Origin of the sequence: Paracoccus marinus, from assembly GCF_007018965.1 — a bacterium.
In the GTDB taxonomy this organism is placed as follows: Bacteria; Pseudomonadota; Alphaproteobacteria; order Rhodobacterales; family Rhodobacteraceae; genus Paracoccus; species Paracoccus marinus.
In genome coordinates, this window is the sequence record NZ_VJYZ01000005.1 from 22,918 (window position 1) to 41,066 (window position 18,149).

The window sequence follows — 18,149 nt, forward strand, 5'->3', positions numbered from 1 at the left end:
GGGCAACGTTCATCCGGGCTTACCGGCGGACGAGCTGGGGATAGGGGAAGGGGGCCATCACCTGGGCGCCGACCTGGCTTTCCTCGTGCGATTGATCGCTCAGGCGATCGCTCGCGCGGCGGTTCCAGTGGTCGGGCAGGTTCAGGTCGTCGAAGTCGTCGCCCAGCAGCGAATCCGGCCGGCGCACGTGCGGCAGCAGGGGTTCGGCCACAAAGCTGTCCACCGACGCCTCGTCACCCGCCCGGTCCCAGCTGAACAGCTGCGCAGCCATGAGCCCGCGACGCCCCTCGACCACCCGCATCCCCACCGCCTCGCCCTGCGCGAGGTCGGCAAAGCCCGAATGGCGCACCACCTCGATATGCAGGAACACGTCGTCGCGGCGGCCGAAGATGTTGGCGAAGCCGAACCCCTTGGCGCGATCGAACCACTTCACGCGCGCGGCGAGCGCCGGCAGGCACATCAGCTCGTCGTGCGAGATGTTGCACAGATCGGCGATGGGTGCGGTCGTGACCTCGGCGGCGGTGTCGATACTGACGATCCGGGCGGCCTGACGCCCGCGATCCGCGCTGATGGCATCGACGATGATCCGGGTGCCCTCGGCCACCGAACCCTGGCCGAACTTGCGCAGGACATTGCCGTGGATCAGGACATCCGCCCCGCCCGCATCGTCAACGAGAAAGCCAAATCCGCGGTTCGCATCGAACCACTTGACGTAACCGGACACGCGCTGCGCGTGTTCCGACGCTTCTTCCTGCACCCTGACCTACCACCCTGCATGCTTTTTGGACTGACGGCATCTGATGAACCTAAACCCGAAACGGATCAAGTCACCTGCTGGGTAAGACTAGTTTACCTGACGCCACTCTGCCACAAGTTGTGTGACTATTTCATGAATTAGGCGACTAATCGCCGGTCGAACGTGACCGGCTCAATTGTCTGCCCAAAATGCAGGCACGCATTCGTGACCGGCGATCGGCCGGACGCGTGGCGGTCGCGGGTCGGCGCGAATCAGGGGTTGAGCCGGATCACGTCCCAGCCGGCGTCGGTGCGGATCCAGCGGAAGCGGTCGTGCAGCCGGAACGCGCCGTCCGCCCAAAACTCGATCTGGGTCGGGGCGATGCGGAAGCCGCCCCAGAAGGGCGGTCGCGCGGGATCGGTCCCCTGCTCGGCCTCGGTCCTGGCGACCGCATCCAGCAGCGCCTGCCGGTCCCCCAATGGCCGGCTTTGCCGGCTGGCCCACGCGCCGATCCGCGATTGCAGCGCCCTGCTGCGATAGTAGGCGTCGGCCTGCGGCCCGTCTTCGCGCGTGACGGTGCCGCGCACGCGGACCTGCCGGCGCAGCGATTTCCAGTGCATCACGAACGCGGCCTTTCCGGTCGCGGCGATCTGGGTGCCCTTGGCGCTGTCGTAGTTGGTGTAGAACACGAAGCCCGCATCCTCGATATCCTTCAGAAGCACCGTCCGCACGTCGGGCATCCCGTCCGCATCGACGGTGGCCAGCGCCACGGCGTTGGGATCGTTCGGCTCGGTCGCCGTGGCCTCGGCCAGCCACGCGCGGGCCAGCGCAAAGGGGTCGTCGCCTGCGAATATTCCGCTGCGGTCGCTCATGCTTGATGCCCCTTCGGCTTTGGCCTAATCCTCACCAAGGGTTGAGAACGCGGGGAAACTGCCATGTCAAGCGATGCCGCCGGGACGCAGGTGAACAAGGCCACGGCCGGGCTGATGTCGGGCAAGCGCGGGCTCATCATGGGGCTGGCCAACGACAAGTCGATCGCTTGGGGCATCGCCCGGGCGCTGGCGGGCGCCGGGGCGGAACTCGCCTTCTCGTATCAGGGCGAGGCGCTGAAGAAGCGCGTCGTGCCGCTGGCCCAGCAGCTCGGCTCGTCGCTGGTCGTTCCGTGCGACGTGGGCGACATGCAGTCGGTGGACGACCTGTTCGCGGCGCTGGAACAGGAATGGGGCACGCTCGACTTCGTCGTCCACGCGATCGGCTTTTCCGACAAGGAGGAACTGCGCGGCCGCTATGCCGACACCAGCCGCGACAATTTCCTGATGACGATGGACATATCGGTCTATTCGTTCACCGCGATCACGCGGCGGGCGGCGGCGATGATGCCCGATGGCGGCAGCCTGGTGACGCTGACCTATTACGGGGCCGAGCGGGTGATGCCGCACTACAACGTCATGGGCGTGGCCAAGGCCGCGCTCGAGGCGTCGGTGCGCTATCTGGCCGAGGATCTGGGCAAGGACCGCATCCGCGTGAACGCGATCAGCGCCGGGCCGATCAAGACGCTTGCGGCGTCGGGGATCGGCGACTTCCGCTATATCCTAAAATGGAACGAGCTGAACTCGCCCCTGCGCCGCAACACGACGATCGAGGACGTGGGGAACTCGGCCCTGTACCTGCTGTCCGACCTCGGCGCGGGCGTCACGGGCGAAACCCATCACGTCGACTCGGGCTATCATGTCGTCGGCATGAAGGCCGTGGACGCGCCAGACATCGACGCCGCCGTGAACCGCGAGGCGGCCGAGTGACGACGCAGGCGGGCCACCCCGGCGCGGGGACCGGCCGGTGACGCCTGCGATCACCGCCGCGCAGCTTGCGGTCTTTGTCGGAACGCTGGCGGTCGCGATCCTGTCGCCCGGTCCCGCCATCATCGCTGCCAGCCGTTCGGCCGCGTCGCGCGGGCGCAACGCGTCGATGCCCTATGCAATGGGACTGGCGTTCGGCGCCTCTGTCTGGTGCGCGGTGGCGCTCTTCGGGCTGACCCTGGTGTTCGAGCGGCTTCCGGGGCTTTTCACCATCCTCAAGGTCGCGGGCGGCGCCTATCTGGTCTGGATCGCGTGGAAGATGGTGCGCCACGCCGCCGATCCGCTGGCGATGGACGGCGAGACGGTGACCGGGCCGGGCTTTCTTCAGGGCCTTGCGCTGAACCTGTCGAACCCCAAGCCCGCGCTGTTCTACGCGGGCCTCATCATGTCGATCTTTCCCACGCTGCACGGTCCGGCGGCGGGCATGATCTATGCCGTCGCGCTGTCGGTCGAGGTCACGTTCTACGCGGTCGTGACCTTCCTGATGGCGACCGGGCCGATGCGCCGGGGCTACGCCGTGGCGCGGGTCTGGATCGACAGGGTCGCGGGCGGGCTGATCGGCGTGCTAGGGCTGTCGCTGATGATCCGTCACTGACCCATTCCAGATCCCGAGGACCCCGATGGCCCGCACCACCATGACCGACCGCCTGCCGCACGAGCGGGGCTTCCATGTCAGCTGGGACCAGCTGCACCGCGACGCGCGGGCGCTGGCGTGGCGGCTGCAGGACACCCAGCCCGAGGGGGGCGGCGACTGGCGCGCGGTCGTGGCGATCACCCGCGGCGGCATGGTGCCCGCGATGATAGTGGCGCGCGAGCTCGACATCCGCATCGTCGACACGATCAGCGTCAAGTCCTATCTCAAGGGCGAGCAGGGCGAGATGGTGGTCCTGAAATCGCCCGACGCGGGGCTGATGGGCGACGGCGAGGGCGTGCTGATCGTGGACGACCTGGTGGACAGCGGGCGCACGCTGGAACTGGTCCGCAAGCTTTATCCCAAGGCGCATTTCGCGACCGTCTACGCCAAGCCCAAGGGCCAGCCGATGGTGCAGACCTACATCACCGAGGTCAGCCAGGACACGTGGATCTTCTTTCCGTGGGATCTTGCCCTGCAATATGTCGAGCCCTACCGCGGCAGCGACTGAGCCGATCACGCGCTCGCGTTCCGGGCGGTCGGAACGTCCGCCCTGCGGCCGCGTTGGCGAGTGATGCGGCGGGGGACTGCCGTCGCCCCGCCCGCCGCCGCCTGCCAGCCGCCGACCCGCCACGCACGGACCGACATGACAGACCTGACATTCGCGCCCGGGCGCAACTGCTGGCGCCACGCGCGGGCCGACCGTTTTTCCCTGATCATCGACGCGCAGGATTATTTCGTGGCGCTTCGCCGGGCGATGATCGAGGCCCGCGACCAGGTGCTGATGATCGGCTGGGATTTCGACTTCGAGATCGAGATGCTGCCGGGGCAAAGCGATGCCGGGGGGCTTGCCCCCGACGGTCTGCCGAACCGGGTCGGCCCGTTCCTCGAGGCGCTGGTGGACCGCGCCCCCCGGCTCGACATCTATCTTTTGAAATGGAGCGGCGGGGTCCTGATCGCGCCGGCCCGGATCATTCCGGGACTGCGCGTCAAGTGGCTTAGCCCCGGGCAGATCCACCTGGGTTTCGACGGCCGCCATCCGGTCGGCGCGTGCCATCACCAGAAGATCGTGGTGGTGGACGATTCGCTCGCGTTCTGCGGCGGCATCGACGTGACCGACGGGCGCTGGGACACGCGCGACCATCGCCCGGGCGATCCCTGCCGGGCGCTGAAATCGGGTGAGATCGCGCAGCCCTGGCACGACGCGGCCGCCATGTTCGACGGCCCCGCCGTGCGCGTGACCGCCGATCTCGCCCGCGCCCGCTGGCTGCGCGCCACCGACGAGGACCTGCCCGCGCCCCTGGCCGACACCCGCGACATGTGGCCGGCCGAGGTCGAGCCTGACCTGCGCGACGTCGAGATCGCCCTGTCGCGGACCGAGCCGCCCACCGGCGACGCGCCCGCGGTGGTCGAGATCGAGACGATGTATCTTGACGCGATCGCCTCGGCCCGTCGCAGCATCTACCTTGAATCGCAGTATTTCTCGGCCCCCGGCATCGCCGACGCGATCGCCGCCCGGCTGGCTGAGCCGGACGGGCCGGACGTGGTCGTCATCAACCCGCGCGCGGCGCAGGGCGCGGTCGAGGATCTGGCGATGCACGTCCCGCGCAGCCGCATCCTGCGCGAGATGTCGCGCCGCGACCCCCACCGTCGCTTCCGCATCCTTTACCCGGTCAACGCCGCGTCCGAACCGATCTATGTCCACGCCAAGCTGATGATCGTGGACGACACCATGCTGCGGGTGGGATCGAGCAACCTCAACCGCCGCTCGATGGGCTTCGACAGCGAGGCGGACGTGACCCTGATCGCCGCGAACGACGAACACCGGGCCGCGATCCGCCGCATCCGCGCCTCGCTTCTGGCCGAGCACATGGGGCGCGACCCGGACCGGGTGGCCCGCGCCATCGAACGCCGCGGCCTTGTCGGGGCGGTGCGGGCGCTCAACCACATGACCCACCGCAGGCTGCGCCGGGTGCCGCGCCGGCGCGAGGGGTTCTGGGGTCGCTGGCTGGCGGATACGCACATCTTCGATCCGCGCTACCACCCGGACGCGGACGGCCGGTCGGGCGTCACCGGCCGTCACCTGATGATCGGCGCGGGCGTGCTGGCCCTGGGCGCCGGGCTGATCACGTGGCGTCGCCGGACACGCGGCGGCGCCCGCACCCGGGCCGAAAGCCACACCCCGCCGCGCGATCCGGGCCGCGATCACGACGGCCGTTGACCGGCCGTCATCCCGGCAGATAAGAGAAATCGTCCGAGTTTCCGGCACACGCCGGATGAAAAGGGAACGCGTAACGGCTGGACGCCCGTCCGGCCCGATCCGCGGCTGCCCCCGCAACTGTAAGCGGTGAGCGGCGTCGACATGCCACTGGGGATCGGCGCCGCGCGCTCACCCTGGGAAGGCCGGCGCCGCGCTGATCCGCCAGCCAGGAGACCTGCTTGGACACCACCCTTTCCGACGGCGCGGGGCGCGCCGAGGAAGCGGCATGCCGCAGCGGTGACTTCACTGTCTGCGGGCACGCCACGCTCTACCCGACGCGCGCGATCCCCGGACCAAGGCCAACAGGCGGGCCGTTCCCGCCACGCATCGCAAGGACAGGGACATGGATTCCCGCACGCTTACACCCGCCGCCCATGACGTCCGCTTCCGCCTGACCCGCCTCGCGCGGACCGCCCTGATGATCGGCGTCGCCCTGCCCGCAGCCGCGCTGGCCCAGGACGCCGGACAGATCGCGGCGTCCACCCAGTCCGACGTGGCGCAGGTCGCGCCCGCGCCCGGCATCACGCTGGATCCGATCGTCATCTCCGCCGGCTTCTCGCCGCTCGAGGCGTTGTCCTACGGCCGCGCCTCCACGACGCTCGACGGCGAGGACCTGCGCGAGCGCGGGATCCTGTCGGTCGTGGACGCGCTTCGCACCGTGCCAAGCCTCGCCATCACCACATCGGGCCCCGGTTTCACCGAGATCCGCACGCGCGGGGCCGAGGCGAACAACACCATGATCCTGATCGACGGGATCGAGGCGAGCGCGGGCGACGGGCAGTACATCCTGACCGGCCTCGACACCGCCAACGTCGAACGGATCGAGGTGCTGCGCGGCCCGCAGTCGGTGTTCTATGGCGCAAGCGCCGCGGCGGGCGTCATCAACATCATCACCGAGCGCCGGGAACAGGGCACCCGCGCCGGGTTCGAGGTCGGGAACGGCGCAGCTAGCTGGCTGTCCACCGGCATCTCGGGCGAACGCGGGCGGCTGTCGTTCAGCGGGTCGGCGCGCCATGACCGGGGCTACGACGTGTCGGGCGACGGCGGCGAGGAAGATTCGATCCGCCGCAACACCGCCACACTGTCGGGCGATCTGAACCTGACCCCGGACGCGAGGCTCGGCTTCAGCGTCCGGCGCGCGGACGAGCATTTCAACTATGACGCGAACGCCTTTCCGGCTGCGAACGCCGCCGAATACGTCGTGGACAGCGACGACTACAGCGACCGCGACGAACTCGGCGCCGAAATCTTCGCCGAAGCGACCACCTTCGACGGGCGCGTGGTCAGCCGGCTCAGCTGGCAGGAAACCCGGCTCGACCTCAGCCAGAACGGCGGCGACGAGACCCGCGCCAAGACCCGCGCGCTGCGCTGGCGCGCCGTCGTCGGGATCGACGGGACGGCGGCCGACGCGACGCAGACGCTCGCCTTCGCGCTGGACCGCCGGAAGGACGAAAACAGCCTGTCGTCCGACAACGAGCGGCGCAACACCTCGGCCGCGATCGAATACCGCGCGGCGCTGGCGAACGGCGTGGACATGCAGTTCGGCCTGCGCCACGACGACAACGACGTGTTCGGGTCCAAGACCAGCTACGCGCTCGCCGGGTCGTGGCGGGTCGAGGGGACGCCGTGGCGGCTGCACGCCTCGGCCGGGACGGGCACCGTCAACCCCGATTATTTCGAGCTGCTGGGCGGGTTCGGCTATGTCGGCAACCCCGACCTTGAACCCGAGGAAAACCGCAGCTTCGACCTGGGCGCCGAGGCGACGCTGGCGGGCGGCCGCGGCAGGATCGACCTGACCTATTTCAACGAGCGGCTGGAAAACGAGATCACCTTTTCGGGCGCGCCGCTCGCCGACGGGACCAACTTCTTCAATGAGCGCGGGACCAGCGACCGCGAAGGGGTCGAGATCGCGGGCAGCTACGACGTGACCGACGCCGTGTCGCTGGGCGCGAACTACACCTATCTCGAGGCGTTCAACGCCGACGGCACGGTCGAACAGCGCCGCCCGCAGCACAAGCTGGCGCTGAACGCTACCGCGCGGCTGCTGGACGGGCGCGCCACCCTGTCGGGCAACGTGCTGCACGTCCGCGACACCTACGACCAGACCTTCTTCGGCACCGGCTACGTGTCGGAACTGCCCGACTACACGGTCGTCAACGTCGCTGGCAGCTACGACCTGAACGACCGCGCCCGGATCACCGCGCGGGTCGAGAACCTGTTCGACCGGGAATATGCCACCACCTGGGGCTACGCGAACCAGGACCGCACCGGCTGGATCGGGCTCGAATCGCGGTGGTGAGGTGCTGATCCGCAGGGCCCCCACGGCTCTCGCGGCGGTCGCCGCGCTCGTTCTCACGGGCGCCGCGGCCGAGGTGGGGACCGCGCCCTTGCGGGTGGTGTCGATCAACCTTTGCACCGACCAGCTTGCGATGACGCTGGCGGCGCCGGGGCAGCTTGTCTCGGTGTCGTCGCTGGCGCAGGACCCGCGCACCTCGCTGATGGCCGACCGCGCGGCGGCGTTCCCGGCCAATCACGGCCGGGCCGAGGAAATCTATCTGCTACGCCCGGACCTGGTGCTGGCGAGCAGCTTCACCACGCCCGCGACCCTGTCGATGCTGCGGCGCCTGGGCGTGCCGGTGGCGACGTTCGAGCCAGAGACGTCGCTGGACGGGGTGACCCGGTCGATCCTGCAGATGGGCCAGGCGCTGGGGCGCGAGGCCGAGGCCCACGACATGGCCGCCCGCTTTCGCGGCGACCTTGCGGCGCTGCGGGCGCAGGGCGGGGCGGGGCCGCTGGCGGCCACGTGGGCCGCGAACGGCTACATGACGGGCACGGAAACGCTGTCGGCGGACGTGCTGCGCGCGGCGGGGTTCGACCTTGTGGCCGAACGGCTGGGAATGCGCTTCGGCGCGTCGATCCCGCTGGAATCCCTTCTGATGACGGATCCCGACGCGGTGGTGACCGGCCCACCCGACGGCGCCCCCGCCCGCGCCGACGACGTCGTGCGCCACCCCGCGCTCGCCCGGTCCCGCGCCGCCCGGATCGAGGTGGACGACCGCGAATGGATCTGCGGCCTGCCGCAGGTGCTTGCCGCCGCCCGCGACCTGAAGAATGCGCGCGAAGGGCTGGAACGCGGGTCCGGCCGCTTGCCCCCGGATGCGGCGGCGAAAGGCCCGATCCCGTGAGCCGCCCCGTGACCGGACCCGTGACCGGCCGCGCGCTGCTGCCCGCGCTGGCGGTCCTTTGCGCCGTGTTGTTCGCGGCCTCGGTCCTGACCGGCCCGGCAGACGCAGGCGCTCGCGCGAGCCTTGTTGCGCTGTTTCGCGGCGATGGCGGCCCGCTGACGCTGGTCATGCGCGAGATCAGGCTGCCCCGCGCCGTCCTGGGCGTCCTCGCGGGGGCGAGCCTCGGCCTCGCCGGGGCGGCGATCCAGGGGTTCCTCAGGAACCCTCTGGCTGAGCCGGGGCTGATCGGGGTGTCGGCCTCGGCCGGGCTGGGGGCGGTGCTGGCGATCCAGACCGGGATCGCGGCCACCGGCGCGCTTGCCTTGCCGTTGTCGGGGTTCGCCGGCGCGCTGGTGGCGGTGGCGCTGATCCTGGGCCTGTCCGCCCGCAGCGGCGACGCGCTGGACGCGGGCCGGGGCGGCGGCTTCGGCCTGATCCTCGCCGGGATCGCGGTGTCGGCATTCGCCGGCGCGCTCACCTCGCTGGTTCTCAACCTGTCGCCGAATCCCTTTGCCGCAAGCGAGATCGTGTTCTGGATGATGGGATCACTTGCCGACCGAAGCTGGATCGAGGTCTGGACCGCGCTGCCGGTGATGGCCGTGGGCTGGGTCCTGCTGGCCCGGACCGCGCGCGACCTCGACGCGCTGACGCTGGGGGAAGAAGCCGCTGCCTCGCTGGGGGTGAACCTGCCCCGGCTGCGCCTGCTCACGGTCCTGGGGATCGCCGCGGCGGTGGGGGCGACGACGGCGGTGGCGGGCGCGATCGGGTTCGTGGGGCTGGTCGTGCCGCACCTGCTGCGCGGGGCGGTGGGGGGCGTACCCTCGCGGCTGCTGCCGGCATCGGCGCTTGGGGGCGCGGCGCTGGTGCTGGCGGCGGATATCGCCGTGCGCCTGATCCTGCCCGAACGTGACCTCAAGCTGGGCGTGATGATGGCGCTGGTCGGCACGCCCGTGTTCCTGCACCTGATCCACCGCATCCGGCACGGCGCATGAAGCCCGCGCTGACACTCGACCGGTTGACGGTGCGGCGGGGCGGCGTGGCCGTCGTGAGTGACGTGTCGCTGCGCGTGATGCCCGGCAGCTTCGTCGGGCTGATCGGCCCGAACGGCGCTGGCAAGACCACGCTTCTGCGCGCCGCACTGGGCCTGATCCCGGCCGAAGGGCAAAGCGACCTCGCCGCGCTCGACCCCGGGGCGCGCGCGCGCCGCGCGGCCTATCTGCCGCAGGCCCGCGACGTGGCCTGGCCGATCGCGGTGGAAACGCTGGTGCGCCTTGGCCGCCGCGCCCATCCCGACCGGCGCGAGGACGCCGCCGCCGTAGCGGACGCGCTGTCGCGGATGGACCTGACCCATCTCGCCCGCCGACCCGCCACCGCCCTGTCGGGGGGCGAGCTTGCCCGCGCCCTCATCGCCAGGCTGATCGCGCAGGACACGCCCCTGATCCTCGCGGACGAACCCGAGGCGGGGCTTGATCCCGCGCACGAGATGGCGGTCATGCAACTGCTCGCCAGGCTGGCGGGGCAGGGCCGGGCGGTGGTGGCGTCGATGCACGACCTTGGCATGGCGGCGCGCTGGTGCGACCGGCTGGTGCTGATGGACCGGGGCCGGGTGGTCGCCGACGGCCCGCCCAAGGCGGTGCTGACGCCCGGCAACCTGCAGGGCAGCTTCGGCGTGTCGGGCGCCTTTCTGGACAGCCCGGCGGGGCCGGTGTTCGTGACCCTGCCGCCCCGCCCGATGCCCACCCCCGACCCGGCGAACGGCCTTTAGTTTCGCCGGCCCTTCGGCTAGCAAGCGGCCAAGCGAGACAGAAGGGATGACCCATGACCCAGCAGCGCCTGCATCTGGTCTTCGGCGGCGAGTTGATCGACACCGACAGCCAAGAATTCGCCGACCCCTCGGCCATCCACGTGGTCGGCGTGTTCCCGGACTACGCCTCGGCTTTCGCCGCGTGGAAGGCGAACGCGCAGCGCACCGTGGACAGCGCCCAGACCCGCTATTTCATCGCCCACCTGCACCGCCTCTACGACGAAAAGCTCGCGGAAAGCCCGACGGGCGAGCTGCGCGCCTGACCACCCGGATGGGCGTCGCCGCATGTCCGTGATCTCGGAACTCGCGCTGTGGCGGCGGCTGCGCCCGCAGCCGGGCGAGGGCACGGCGCAGGCGCCGTCGCTGCCGCTGGGCGACGGGCCGCTGATCCTGCTGCACGGGGGCGGCAGCGCCGCCGGTCCGGTCGCCGCCGCGCTGGCCGCGCGCAGGAAGGACCTGCGGATGGGGACGGTGGGGCCGGTCGCGGGGGCCGACCTGCCCGAGCTGGTGCAGGTCACCGCGCGGGTTCCGTCGGATGGCGGCGCGGCGCGAGCGCTGATCGCGCAGGCCGCGCCCGCCGCGATCGTGCTCCTGGATGCGGACCTGCCGCGCGCGCTTCTGGCGGCGGCCGACGAGGCAGGGGTGCCGGTCACGCTAATCCAGTCGGGGCCGCTGCAGCGCGCGAACGATCCGTGGTGGCGCGCCAACATGTCGCGCGGCGCGCTCAGCCGGGTCTCGCGCCTGCTGGTTCCCGACACCGCGTCCCGGATCGAGGCGCTGCGCCAAGGCGTGGCCCCGGCCCGGATCGAGGTCACGGGCCAGCTGACCCCGATCCGCCGCGTCCTGCCCTGCAACAGCCGAGAATACGCCGCGCTTCAGGCGCAGCTTCGCAACCGTCACGTCTGGCTGGCGGCGGGCGTGCCGCTGGCAGAACTGGACGCGGTCATCGACGCGCATCAGGCGGTGCTGAGCTATCGTCACCGCTCGCTTCTGATCGTGGCGCCGGCGCGGCCCGCGGATGAACCCGCGCTAGCCGCCGCGCTGGAGGCATCCGGCCTCACCGTCGCGCGCCGCGCGCTGGACGACGAGCCGACGGCCGACATGCAGGTGCTGGTGGCCGAGGACCAGACCGAGCTTGGCCTGTGGTATCGCCTTGCGTCGGTGACGTGGCTCGGCGGCACGCTGTCGCCCGAGGCGGGCGTCCCGCCCCGCCACCCGTTCGAGCCCGCGGCGCTGGGGTCGGCGATCATCCACGGCCCCGACATGTCGGCCCACGTCACCGAATGGCGCCAGCTCGGCGCGGCGGGGGCGGCACGCAAGATCGATTCGGCGGCGACGCTGGCGGCCGCCGCCTCGGACCTGACCGCGCCGGATGTGGCGGCGCGGATGGCGCAAGCCGCCTGGGGGGTCGAGACGAGCGGCGCCGCCGTCGCGACCCGGGTCGCGACGGTGATCCTGTCGGACATCGACGGCGACGGTGACAGTGGCGGTGATGGCGGCAGCGGATGGGGCGGGCCGTGACCGGCCGCGCCCCGGACTTCTGGAACCGCGAGCCCGGCGTGCTGTCGGCGGCGCTGTCGCCCCTTGGCGCAATCTACGCGGCCGCGACCGCGCGGCGGCTGCGGCGCGGCGGCCGCGCGCGCGTCGGCGTGCCGGTGATCTGCGCGGGCAACCTGAACGCCGGCGGAACGGGCAAGACGCCCACGGTCATCGCGCTGGTGCAGCGGCTGGCCGCGCGCGGCGTCGCAGCCCATGTCGTGAGCCGGGGGCACGGCGGGACCGAGACGGGGCCGCTGCTCGTCGATCCGCAGCGCCACCCGGCCGATCGCGTGGGCGACGAGCCGCGGCTGATGGCGGCCTTCGGCCCGGTCTGGGTGGCGGACGACCGGGTCGCGGGCGCGCGGGCGGCGGTCGCGGGGGGCGCGCGGGCCGTGATCCTTGACGACGGGTTCCAGGACCCGGCGCTGGCGCACGATCTGGCCATCGTCGTGGTCGATGCGGCGAAGGGCTGGGGCAACGGGCGCTGCCTGCCGGCGGGGCCGCTGCGCGAACCGGTGTCGGCCGGGCTCGCGCGCGCCGATCTGATCCTCGGCATCGGGGGCGACGCGGCGCAGCGCCGGTTCGCGGCCCGCTGGCCCGCGCTGCCGGTGCCGCTGCTGACCGCCCGGCTCGAGCCGCTGCGGACCGGGATGGACTGGACCGGCCTGCGCGCGCTCGCCTTCGCCGGGATCGGTCATCCCGAAAAGTTCTTCGCCACCCTCGCCGCCCAGGGGGCCGAGGTCGTGCGGGCCGAGGCGCTGGCCGACCACCAGCCGTTTTCCCCCCGGCTGCTGGCGCGGCTGGAAACCGAAGCGCGGCTCATGGGCGCGCAGATGGTCACGACCGAAAAGGACGCGGCGCGGCTGCCGCCCGAGTTTCTGGGCAAGGTCCTGACCCTGCCGGTGCGGCTCGAGTTCGACGATACCGGGGCGCTGGACCGGCGGCTGGACGCGCTCTTCGCCTGATCTCAGCGCGCGAGCGTCCACACCTTCCGCATCAGCCCCGGCAGCGCCCCCGCATCGAAACCCGAGCGTTGCGTCCAGTCCCCCCGGCCCGGCACCGCCGCCGGTTCGGGCGCGGCCCGCAAGACACGCAGCCGCAGCTCGAAATGGGTGAAGACGTGGCGCACCTCGCCCATGTCCTGCCATGTCGCGGCGACCGGGGCGGGCAGGTCGGTCCCGTCCCAGCCGGTCGTCGGAAAGCCGAGCGTGCCGCCCAGAAGGCCCTTGGGCGGGCGGCGCTCAAGCAGCACCCGTCCGGCATCCAGCGCCACCCAGACGGTGCCGGTGCGGACGGGCTTTGCGGCCTTGGGGCTGCGACGGGGCAGGTCGGACTGGATGCCCGCCGCGCGCGCGGCGCAGGGTTCGACCAGCGGGCAGATGCCGCAGGCGGGACTGCGCGGCGTGCAGATCGTCGCGCCAAGGTCCATCATCGCCTGCGCGAAATCGCCGGGCCTCTGCGCGGGCGTCAGCGTGGCCGCCAGTGTCCCAAGCTCGCGCTTAGCGGCGGGCAGCGGCGTCGGGACCGCGAACAGCCGCGCCACGACCCGTTCGACATTGCCGTCCACCACCGTCTCCGCCCGGTCGAACGCGATCGCCGCGACCGCGGCCGAGGTGTAGGGGCCCACGCCCGGCAGCGCCTGCAACCCCTCGCGCGTCGTCGGAAACCCGCCCGCCCGCGCCACCGCCCGCGCGGTCGCAAGCAGGTTCCGCGCGCGGGCATAGTAGCCAAGGCCCGCCCATGCGGCCATCACCTCGGCGTCGTCGGCCGCCGCCAGCGCCTCGACCGTGGGCCAGCGGCCGGTGAAGCGCAGGAAGTAGTCGCGGACGGCGGCGACCGTGGTCTGCTGCAGCATGATCTCGGACAGCCAGACGCGATAGGGGTCCATCGCGGGCGTGCCGGGCGGGGCGCGCCACGGAAGGTCGCGGGCGTGGCGGTCGTACCAGTCAAGCAGCAACGGCGCCACGGCGCGCAAGGGGGTGGGGCTTTCGGCTGACAGAACTCTCACGCAAACTTTCCCCCGTGCTGGCCGCGCCGGTCTGGCATCCGGGCGCATGTGCGTCCAGATTGGCCGCGACTTCGATCCGCCCGGCCGCCCGATCCGGCACCGGGCCAAAGCCCAGACGCAACCCGAACCGCAGGCGACATGGCCCGTTCCACCCCGACCCGCAAGCCCGGACCCGACGCCCCGCCGCGCAGGCGGATGCGCGGGTTCGAGCCGGCGGCGACGCTGGTCGCGGCCCGCGTGCGGGCGGGGGCCGAGGGGCGGGGCTTTGCGATGACCCGGCTGCTGACCCAGTGGGCCGAGGTGGTGGGCGAGGATATCGCCCGCTGCACCCGGCCGGTCCGCATCTCGCACGGCAAGGGGTTCGGGGCCACGCTGACGATCCTGACGACCGGCCCCCAGGCCCCCTTGGTGCAGATGCAGCTGCCCCATATCCGCGACCGGGTGAACGCCTGCTACGGCTTCAACGCGGTCGCCCGCGTGACGATCACCCAGACCGCGCCGCAGGGCTTTGCCGAAGGGCAGGCGGTGTTCGCGCCCCCGTCTGGCACGGGGACGGGCGCGGGTGCCGCGCAAGCGCGTCCGCCCACGCCCGAGACGGCGGCGGAATGCGGCCGCATCGCCGATGATTTCGACGACCCCCGGCTTGCGGACGCGATCCGCAGGCTGGCGCTGAACATCCTGTCCCGCCGGGACGCAACCGACCGAAAGGCCACGCCATGACCCCGACCTTCCGCGCCCCCGTCTTCCTTGCCGTCGCGTTGCTTGCCGCGACCCCGGCCCTCGCCCAGTCCACCGCGACCCCGGCGCCCGCCCCCGCGGCCACGGCGCAGGCACCCAGCACCCTTCCCGACATCGTCCTTGGCGACGCGAACGCCCCCGTGACGGTCATCGAATACGCAAGCTTCACCTGCCCCCACTGCGCGGCCTTCCACGACGAAAGCTTCGACGACCTGAAGGCCGAGTATGTCGATACCGGCAAGGTCAAGTTCATCCAGCGCGACGTCTATCTGGACCAGATCGGCCTGTGGGCCGGGGTGCTGGCGCGCTGCGGCGGCGACGACAAGTACTATGCCGTGTCCGACATGCTGTTCGGCAAGCAGCGCCAGTGGCTGGACGCCAACTCGGGCGAACAGCTGACCGCGAACCTTCGCAAGCTGGGGACGACCGCCGGGTTCACGGACGCGCAGATGGAGGCGTGCTGGGCCGACCAGTCCAAGGTCGAGCAGCTGGTCGCCACGTTCCAGAAGAATGCGACCGCCGACGGCGTCGAGGGCACGCCCACCTTCATCATCGGCGGCGAGAAGGTCGCGAACGCTCCTTGGCCTCAGCTGAAGGCCAAGATCGACGAAAAGCTCGCCGCGACATCGCAACCCGCGACGAACTGAGCCCCCGCCCGTGGCGCCCCTGTCCGGGCTGAAGGTCGTCGAGCTGGCGCGCATCCTGGCCGGTCCCTGGGCCGGGCAGGTGCTGTCGGACCTGGGCGCCGAGGTCATCAAGGTCGAGGCGCCGGAAGGCGACGACACCCGCCGCTGGGGCCCGCCCTTCGTGGACCACGACGGCGACCGCTCGGCCGCCTATTTCCACGCGGCGAACCGCGGCAAGCGATCGGTGATCGCCGACTTCCGCACCCCCCAGGGGCAGGCGGCGGTCCGCGACCTCGTGCGGGGCGCGGACGTGCTGATCGAGAACTTTAAGGTCGGCGGGCTTGCGAAATACGGCCTCGACTGGGACAGCCTGCGGCAGGTCAACCCGCGCCTCGTCTATTGCTCAGTCACGGGGTTCGGGCAGGACGGCCCCTATGCCGCGCGCGCGGGCTACGACTACATCATCCAGGGCATGTCCGGGATGATGAGCGTGACGGGCGATCCTGCGGGCCAGCCGCAAAAGGTGGGCGTCGCGGTCGTGGACCTGTTCACGGGCCTTTACGGCGTGGCGGGAATCCTCGCCGCCCTGCGCCAGCGCGACCGGACGGGCCAGGGGCAGCATGTCGACATGGCGCTGCTGGACGTGGCGACGGCGGTGATGGCGAACCAGGCCATGAACTACCTTGTTTCCGGCAACGCGCCGGGGATGCTGGGGAATGCGCATCCGAACATCGTGCCCTACGCGGTCTTCGACTGCGCCGACGGCTGGATCATCATCGCGTCGGGGAACGACGGCCAGTACCGCCGCCTGGTCGAGGTGCTGGGCCTGCCCGCGCTGGCGGATGCGCCCGATTATCTGACGAACGCCGACCGGGTGGCAAACCGCGACCGGCTGACGGAAACGCTGACGGCGGTGACGCGCGGCTGGCGGCGCGACGACCTGCTCGCCGCGCTGGAACGTGCGGGTGTGCCGGCCGGTCCGATCAACGACATGGCTGACGTCTTTGCCGACCCGCAGGTGATCGCCCGCGGCATGCGGATCGACCCCGAAGGGATCCCCGGCGTCCGCACCCCGATCCGCTTTTCCGACGCCGACCTCGTGCTGGACCGCGCCTCGCCAAGGCTGGGCTCGACCGACCTGTAGTCCGCTAGATTTCGGTCCGCGCGGCGGCGGTCGCCGGATCGCCGGTGTTGGGCGTGCCCTTCGGTTCGATCAGCAGCAGGTGCGTTTCCTCGTCCGCGGCGGTGCAATGTTCGACCCCGGCCGGAATGACGTAAAGCTCGCCCGGTCCCAGATGCACGTCGCCGTCGCGCAGCCGGATCGTCAGCCGTCCCTTCAGCACCAGGAAGAGGTCGTCGGTGTCGGCATGTTCGTGCCAGTTGAACTCGCCCTTCACCTTCACGACCATCACGTCGTGGCCGTTGAAGCCCGCAACCGTCCGGGGCGACCAGTGCCCGTCGAAGCTGGCGAGCTTTTCCTCAAGATTGATCTTCATCGTCCGGCCCCCTCATCTTCTGTCCGCAAGTATCCCGCCGGGTCCGGGGGCGCGCAGCCCCCGGGTGCTCCGGTCACACGCCAAGGCACCAGCGCATCACCGCCTTTTGCGCGTGAAGGCGGTTCTCGGCCTCGTCCCAGATCACGCTGTTCGGCCCGTCCATCACCTCGGACGTGACCTCGTCGTCGCGGTGCGCGGGCAGGCAGTGCATGAACAATGCGTCGGGGCGCGCGCGATCCATCAGCGCCCTGTTCACCTGATAGCCGCGCAACTGATTGTGCCGCCGTTCCTTGGCCGACTGCGGATCGTGCATGCTGACCCAGGTGTCGGTGACGACCAGGTCCGCGCCCTCAACCGCCTTCGCGGGGTCGCGCACGATCTGGGCGTTCACCCCTTGGGCGCGGGCGAAGTCGAGCCACTCGGCCTCGGGGTCCAACGGCGGCGGGCCGGTGAAGGTGAAGTCGAAGCCGAACTGACCGGCGGCATGGATCATCGAGGCGCAGACGTTGTTGCCGTCGCCGGACCAGACCACCTTCTTGCCGGCGATGGGGCCGCGATGTTCCTCGAACGTCATCACGTCGGACATGATCTGGCAGGGGTGGGTGCGGTTCGTCAGGCCGTTGATGACCGGGACGGTGGCGTATTCCGCCATCTCCTGCAACGTCGCCTCCTCGAAGGTGCGGATCATGATGAGATCGACATAGCGCGACATGACGCGGGCGGTGTCGGCGATGGTCTCGCCGTGGCCCAGCTGCATTTCCTTGCCCGACAGCACCATCGTCTGCCCGCCCATCTGCCGCACGCCCAGGTCGAAGCTGACGCGGGTGCGGGTCGAGGGTTTCTCGAAGATCAGCGCGACCATGCGGTTCGCCAGCGGCTGCTCGGTATCGGGGGTGCCCTTGGGGGCCCCGTTGCGGGCGTCCTTCATGCGGCGGGCGCCGTCGATGATGGACCTCAGATCCTGTTTCGAGGTGGTGTGGATGTCGAGAAAGCTTTGCATGCGGTGTTCCTGAAGGCAGCGTCGGAGCGTGGCGGCGATAGGCGGCGGCGCCTATCGTCGATGCGCGCACTGCGCGCGTTCGGCCACCGCGCAGCCGGGAACGCCAGCGGGGAAAACGGCAAGGCCGGTAGGGTCTGCCGGCGGGGGATGACGCGTGACACACATGACCGACGCACTTCACAGGCGCGCCGGGTCGCGGTCAAGCCCCGGCGTCCCGTCCCCCGTCCCCCG

The 18,149-nt window shown here is 71.1% G+C and carries 19 protein-coding genes and 1 riboswitch; of the genes, 14 read left to right on the forward strand and 5 right to left on the reverse strand.

Annotation, left to right across the window (positions count from 1 at the left end; all coding sequences use genetic code 11):
• Positions 1 to 19: 19 nt before the first annotated feature.
• The gene (locus tag FNF32_RS02690; protein ID WP_131674491.1) at positions 20 to 757 is read right to left on the reverse strand and encodes a cold-shock protein; all 738 of its coding nucleotides are present in this window, start codon (positions 755 to 757) and stop codon (positions 20 to 22) included.
• A gap of 251 nt (positions 758 to 1,008) precedes the next feature.
• Positions 1,009 to 1,608 carry a pyridoxamine 5'-phosphate oxidase gene (gene pdxH, locus FNF32_RS02695; RefSeq protein ID WP_131674490.1) on the reverse strand — a complete coding sequence of 200 codons (600 nt, stop codon included), beginning with the start codon at positions 1,606 to 1,608 and terminating at the stop codon, positions 1,009 to 1,011.
• Between the two features lie 63 nt (positions 1,609 to 1,671).
• Between pdxH and fabI the strand changes: the two genes are divergently transcribed.
• From fabI to lpxK, 11 genes are all read left to right on the forward strand, one after another.
• Entirely contained in the window at positions 1,672 to 2,535 is an 864-nt protein-coding gene (fabI, locus tag FNF32_RS02700) for an enoyl-ACP reductase FabI (RefSeq protein WP_143796465.1), read from the forward strand.
• A gap of 37 nt (positions 2,536 to 2,572) precedes the next feature.
• A complete protein-coding gene (locus FNF32_RS02705; RefSeq protein WP_246087644.1) occupies positions 2,573 to 3,187 on the forward strand; it encodes a LysE family translocator in 615 nt (204 codons plus the stop codon).
• A 40-nt stretch (positions 3,188 to 3,227) separates the two neighbouring features.
• The gene (gene gpt / locus FNF32_RS02710) at positions 3,228 to 3,734 is read left to right on the forward strand and encodes a xanthine phosphoribosyltransferase (RefSeq protein WP_131674501.1); all 507 of its coding nucleotides are present in this window, start codon (positions 3,228 to 3,230) and stop codon (positions 3,732 to 3,734) included.
• 135 nt (positions 3,735 to 3,869) lie between these two features.
• Complete coding sequence (locus FNF32_RS02715) at positions 3,870 to 5,444, forward strand: phospholipase D-like domain-containing protein (RefSeq protein WP_131674488.1); 1,575 nt, start codon at positions 3,870 to 3,872, stop codon at positions 5,442 to 5,444.
• A gap of 18 nt (positions 5,445 to 5,462) precedes the next feature.
• A riboswitch (cobalamin riboswitch) is annotated at positions 5,463 to 5,680 on the forward strand.
• A 146-nt stretch (positions 5,681 to 5,826) separates the two neighbouring features.
• Positions 5,827 to 7,782: a TonB-dependent receptor plug domain-containing protein gene (locus FNF32_RS02720; protein WP_131674487.1), complete on the forward strand. Its 1,956-nt coding sequence runs from the start codon at positions 5,827 to 5,829 to the stop codon at positions 7,780 to 7,782.
• Position 7,783: 1 nt separating this feature from the next.
• Entirely contained in the window at positions 7,784 to 8,668 is an 885-nt protein-coding gene (locus FNF32_RS02725; protein ID WP_246087645.1) for an ABC transporter substrate-binding protein, read from the forward strand.
• Complete coding sequence (locus tag FNF32_RS02730) at positions 8,665 to 9,699, forward strand: FecCD family ABC transporter permease (protein ID WP_185961843.1); 1,035 nt, start codon at positions 8,665 to 8,667, stop codon at positions 9,697 to 9,699. The genes FNF32_RS02725 and FNF32_RS02730 overlap by 4 nt, the downstream gene beginning before the upstream one ends.
• A complete protein-coding gene (locus FNF32_RS02735) occupies positions 9,696 to 10,472 on the forward strand; it encodes an ABC transporter ATP-binding protein (protein ID WP_131674484.1) in 777 nt (258 codons plus the stop codon). Before FNF32_RS02730 ends, FNF32_RS02735 begins: the two co-directional genes overlap by 4 nt.
• Before the next feature lie 53 nt (positions 10,473 to 10,525).
• The gene (locus tag FNF32_RS02740) at positions 10,526 to 10,774 is read left to right on the forward strand and encodes a DUF4170 domain-containing protein (RefSeq protein WP_131674483.1); all 249 of its coding nucleotides are present in this window, start codon (positions 10,526 to 10,528) and stop codon (positions 10,772 to 10,774) included.
• Between the two features lie 22 nt (positions 10,775 to 10,796).
• Positions 10,797 to 12,032 (forward strand): 3-deoxy-D-manno-octulosonic acid transferase, encoded by a 1,236-nt coding sequence (locus FNF32_RS02745; RefSeq protein WP_131674482.1) that lies wholly within the window; start codon positions 10,797 to 10,799, stop codon positions 12,030 to 12,032.
• Positions 12,029 to 13,015 (forward strand): tetraacyldisaccharide 4'-kinase, encoded by a 987-nt coding sequence (gene lpxK, locus FNF32_RS02750; protein WP_246087646.1) that lies wholly within the window; start codon positions 12,029 to 12,031, stop codon positions 13,013 to 13,015. Before FNF32_RS02745 ends, lpxK begins: the two co-directional genes overlap by 4 nt.
• A gap of 2 nt (positions 13,016 to 13,017) precedes the next feature.
• On the opposite strand, the gene mutY is transcribed toward lpxK, so the two are convergent.
• Positions 13,018 to 14,058, reverse strand: coding sequence for an A/G-specific adenine glycosylase (mutY, locus tag FNF32_RS02755; RefSeq protein WP_246087647.1), 1,041 nt, complete (start codon positions 14,056 to 14,058; stop codon positions 13,018 to 13,020).
• A gap of 138 nt (positions 14,059 to 14,196) precedes the next feature.
• Here mutY and FNF32_RS02760 point away from each other — a divergent pair, with 138 nt between their 5' ends.
• The 3 genes from FNF32_RS02760 to FNF32_RS02770 are packed head-to-tail and all read left to right on the forward strand — an operon-like array spanning position 14,197 to position 16,566.
• A complete protein-coding gene (locus tag FNF32_RS02760) occupies positions 14,197 to 14,778 on the forward strand; it encodes a DUF721 domain-containing protein (RefSeq protein WP_246087648.1) in 582 nt (193 codons plus the stop codon).
• Positions 14,775 to 15,443 carry a DsbA family protein gene (locus tag FNF32_RS02765; RefSeq protein WP_131674479.1) on the forward strand — a complete coding sequence of 223 codons (669 nt, stop codon included), beginning with the start codon at positions 14,775 to 14,777 and terminating at the stop codon, positions 15,441 to 15,443. The genes FNF32_RS02760 and FNF32_RS02765 overlap by 4 nt, the downstream gene beginning before the upstream one ends.
• 10 nt (positions 15,444 to 15,453) lie before the next feature.
• Positions 15,454 to 16,566 (forward strand): CaiB/BaiF CoA transferase family protein, encoded by a 1,113-nt coding sequence (locus FNF32_RS02770; RefSeq protein ID WP_131674478.1) that lies wholly within the window; start codon positions 15,454 to 15,456, stop codon positions 16,564 to 16,566.
• Positions 16,567 to 16,570: 4 nt separating this feature from the next.
• Here FNF32_RS02770 and FNF32_RS02775 read toward each other — a convergent pair whose 3' ends face one another.
• Together FNF32_RS02775 and argF are read right to left on the reverse strand one after the other, a co-directional pair.
• A complete protein-coding gene (locus tag FNF32_RS02775) occupies positions 16,571 to 16,918 on the reverse strand; it encodes a cupin domain-containing protein (RefSeq protein ID WP_131674477.1) in 348 nt (115 codons plus the stop codon).
• A 73-nt stretch (positions 16,919 to 16,991) separates the two neighbouring features.
• Positions 16,992 to 17,918: an ornithine carbamoyltransferase gene (gene argF / locus FNF32_RS02780; protein ID WP_131674476.1), complete on the reverse strand. Its 927-nt coding sequence runs from the start codon at positions 17,916 to 17,918 to the stop codon at positions 16,992 to 16,994.
• Positions 17,919 to 18,149 lie beyond the last annotated feature (231 nt).

What these genes read in the sequence shown, in the direction of transcription:
- pdxH (WP_131674490.1), bottom strand. Translation starts at nt 1,608, where the DNA reads ATGAGCGACCGCAGCGGAATATTCGCAGGCGACGACCCCTTTGCGCTG.
- fabI (WP_143796465.1), top strand. Translation starts at nt 1,672, where the DNA reads ATGTCAAGCGATGCCGCCGGGACGCAGGTGAACAAGGCCACGGCCGGG.
- gpt (WP_131674501.1), top strand. Translation starts at nt 3,228, where the DNA reads ATGACCGACCGCCTGCCGCACGAGCGGGGCTTCCATGTCAGCTGGGAC.
- FNF32_RS02715 (WP_131674488.1), top strand. Translation starts at nt 3,870, where the DNA reads ATGACAGACCTGACATTCGCGCCCGGGCGCAACTGCTGGCGCCACGCG.
- FNF32_RS02720 (WP_131674487.1), top strand. Translation starts at nt 5,827, where the DNA reads ATGGATTCCCGCACGCTTACACCCGCCGCCCATGACGTCCGCTTCCGC.
- FNF32_RS02735 (WP_131674484.1), top strand. Translation starts at nt 9,696, where the DNA reads ATGAAGCCCGCGCTGACACTCGACCGGTTGACGGTGCGGCGGGGCGGC.
- FNF32_RS02740 (WP_131674483.1), top strand. Translation starts at nt 10,526, where the DNA reads ATGACCCAGCAGCGCCTGCATCTGGTCTTCGGCGGCGAGTTGATCGAC.
- FNF32_RS02745 (WP_131674482.1), top strand. Translation starts at nt 10,797, where the DNA reads ATGTCCGTGATCTCGGAACTCGCGCTGTGGCGGCGGCTGCGCCCGCAG.
- FNF32_RS02760 (WP_246087648.1), top strand. Translation starts at nt 14,197, where the DNA reads ATGGCCCGTTCCACCCCGACCCGCAAGCCCGGACCCGACGCCCCGCCG.
- FNF32_RS02765 (WP_131674479.1), top strand. Translation starts at nt 14,775, where the DNA reads ATGACCCCGACCTTCCGCGCCCCCGTCTTCCTTGCCGTCGCGTTGCTT.
- FNF32_RS02775 (WP_131674477.1), bottom strand. Translation starts at nt 16,918, where the DNA reads ATGAAGATCAATCTTGAGGAAAAGCTCGCCAGCTTCGACGGGCACTGG.
- argF (WP_131674476.1), bottom strand. Translation starts at nt 17,918, where the DNA reads ATGCAAAGCTTTCTCGACATCCACACCACCTCGAAACAGGATCTGAGG.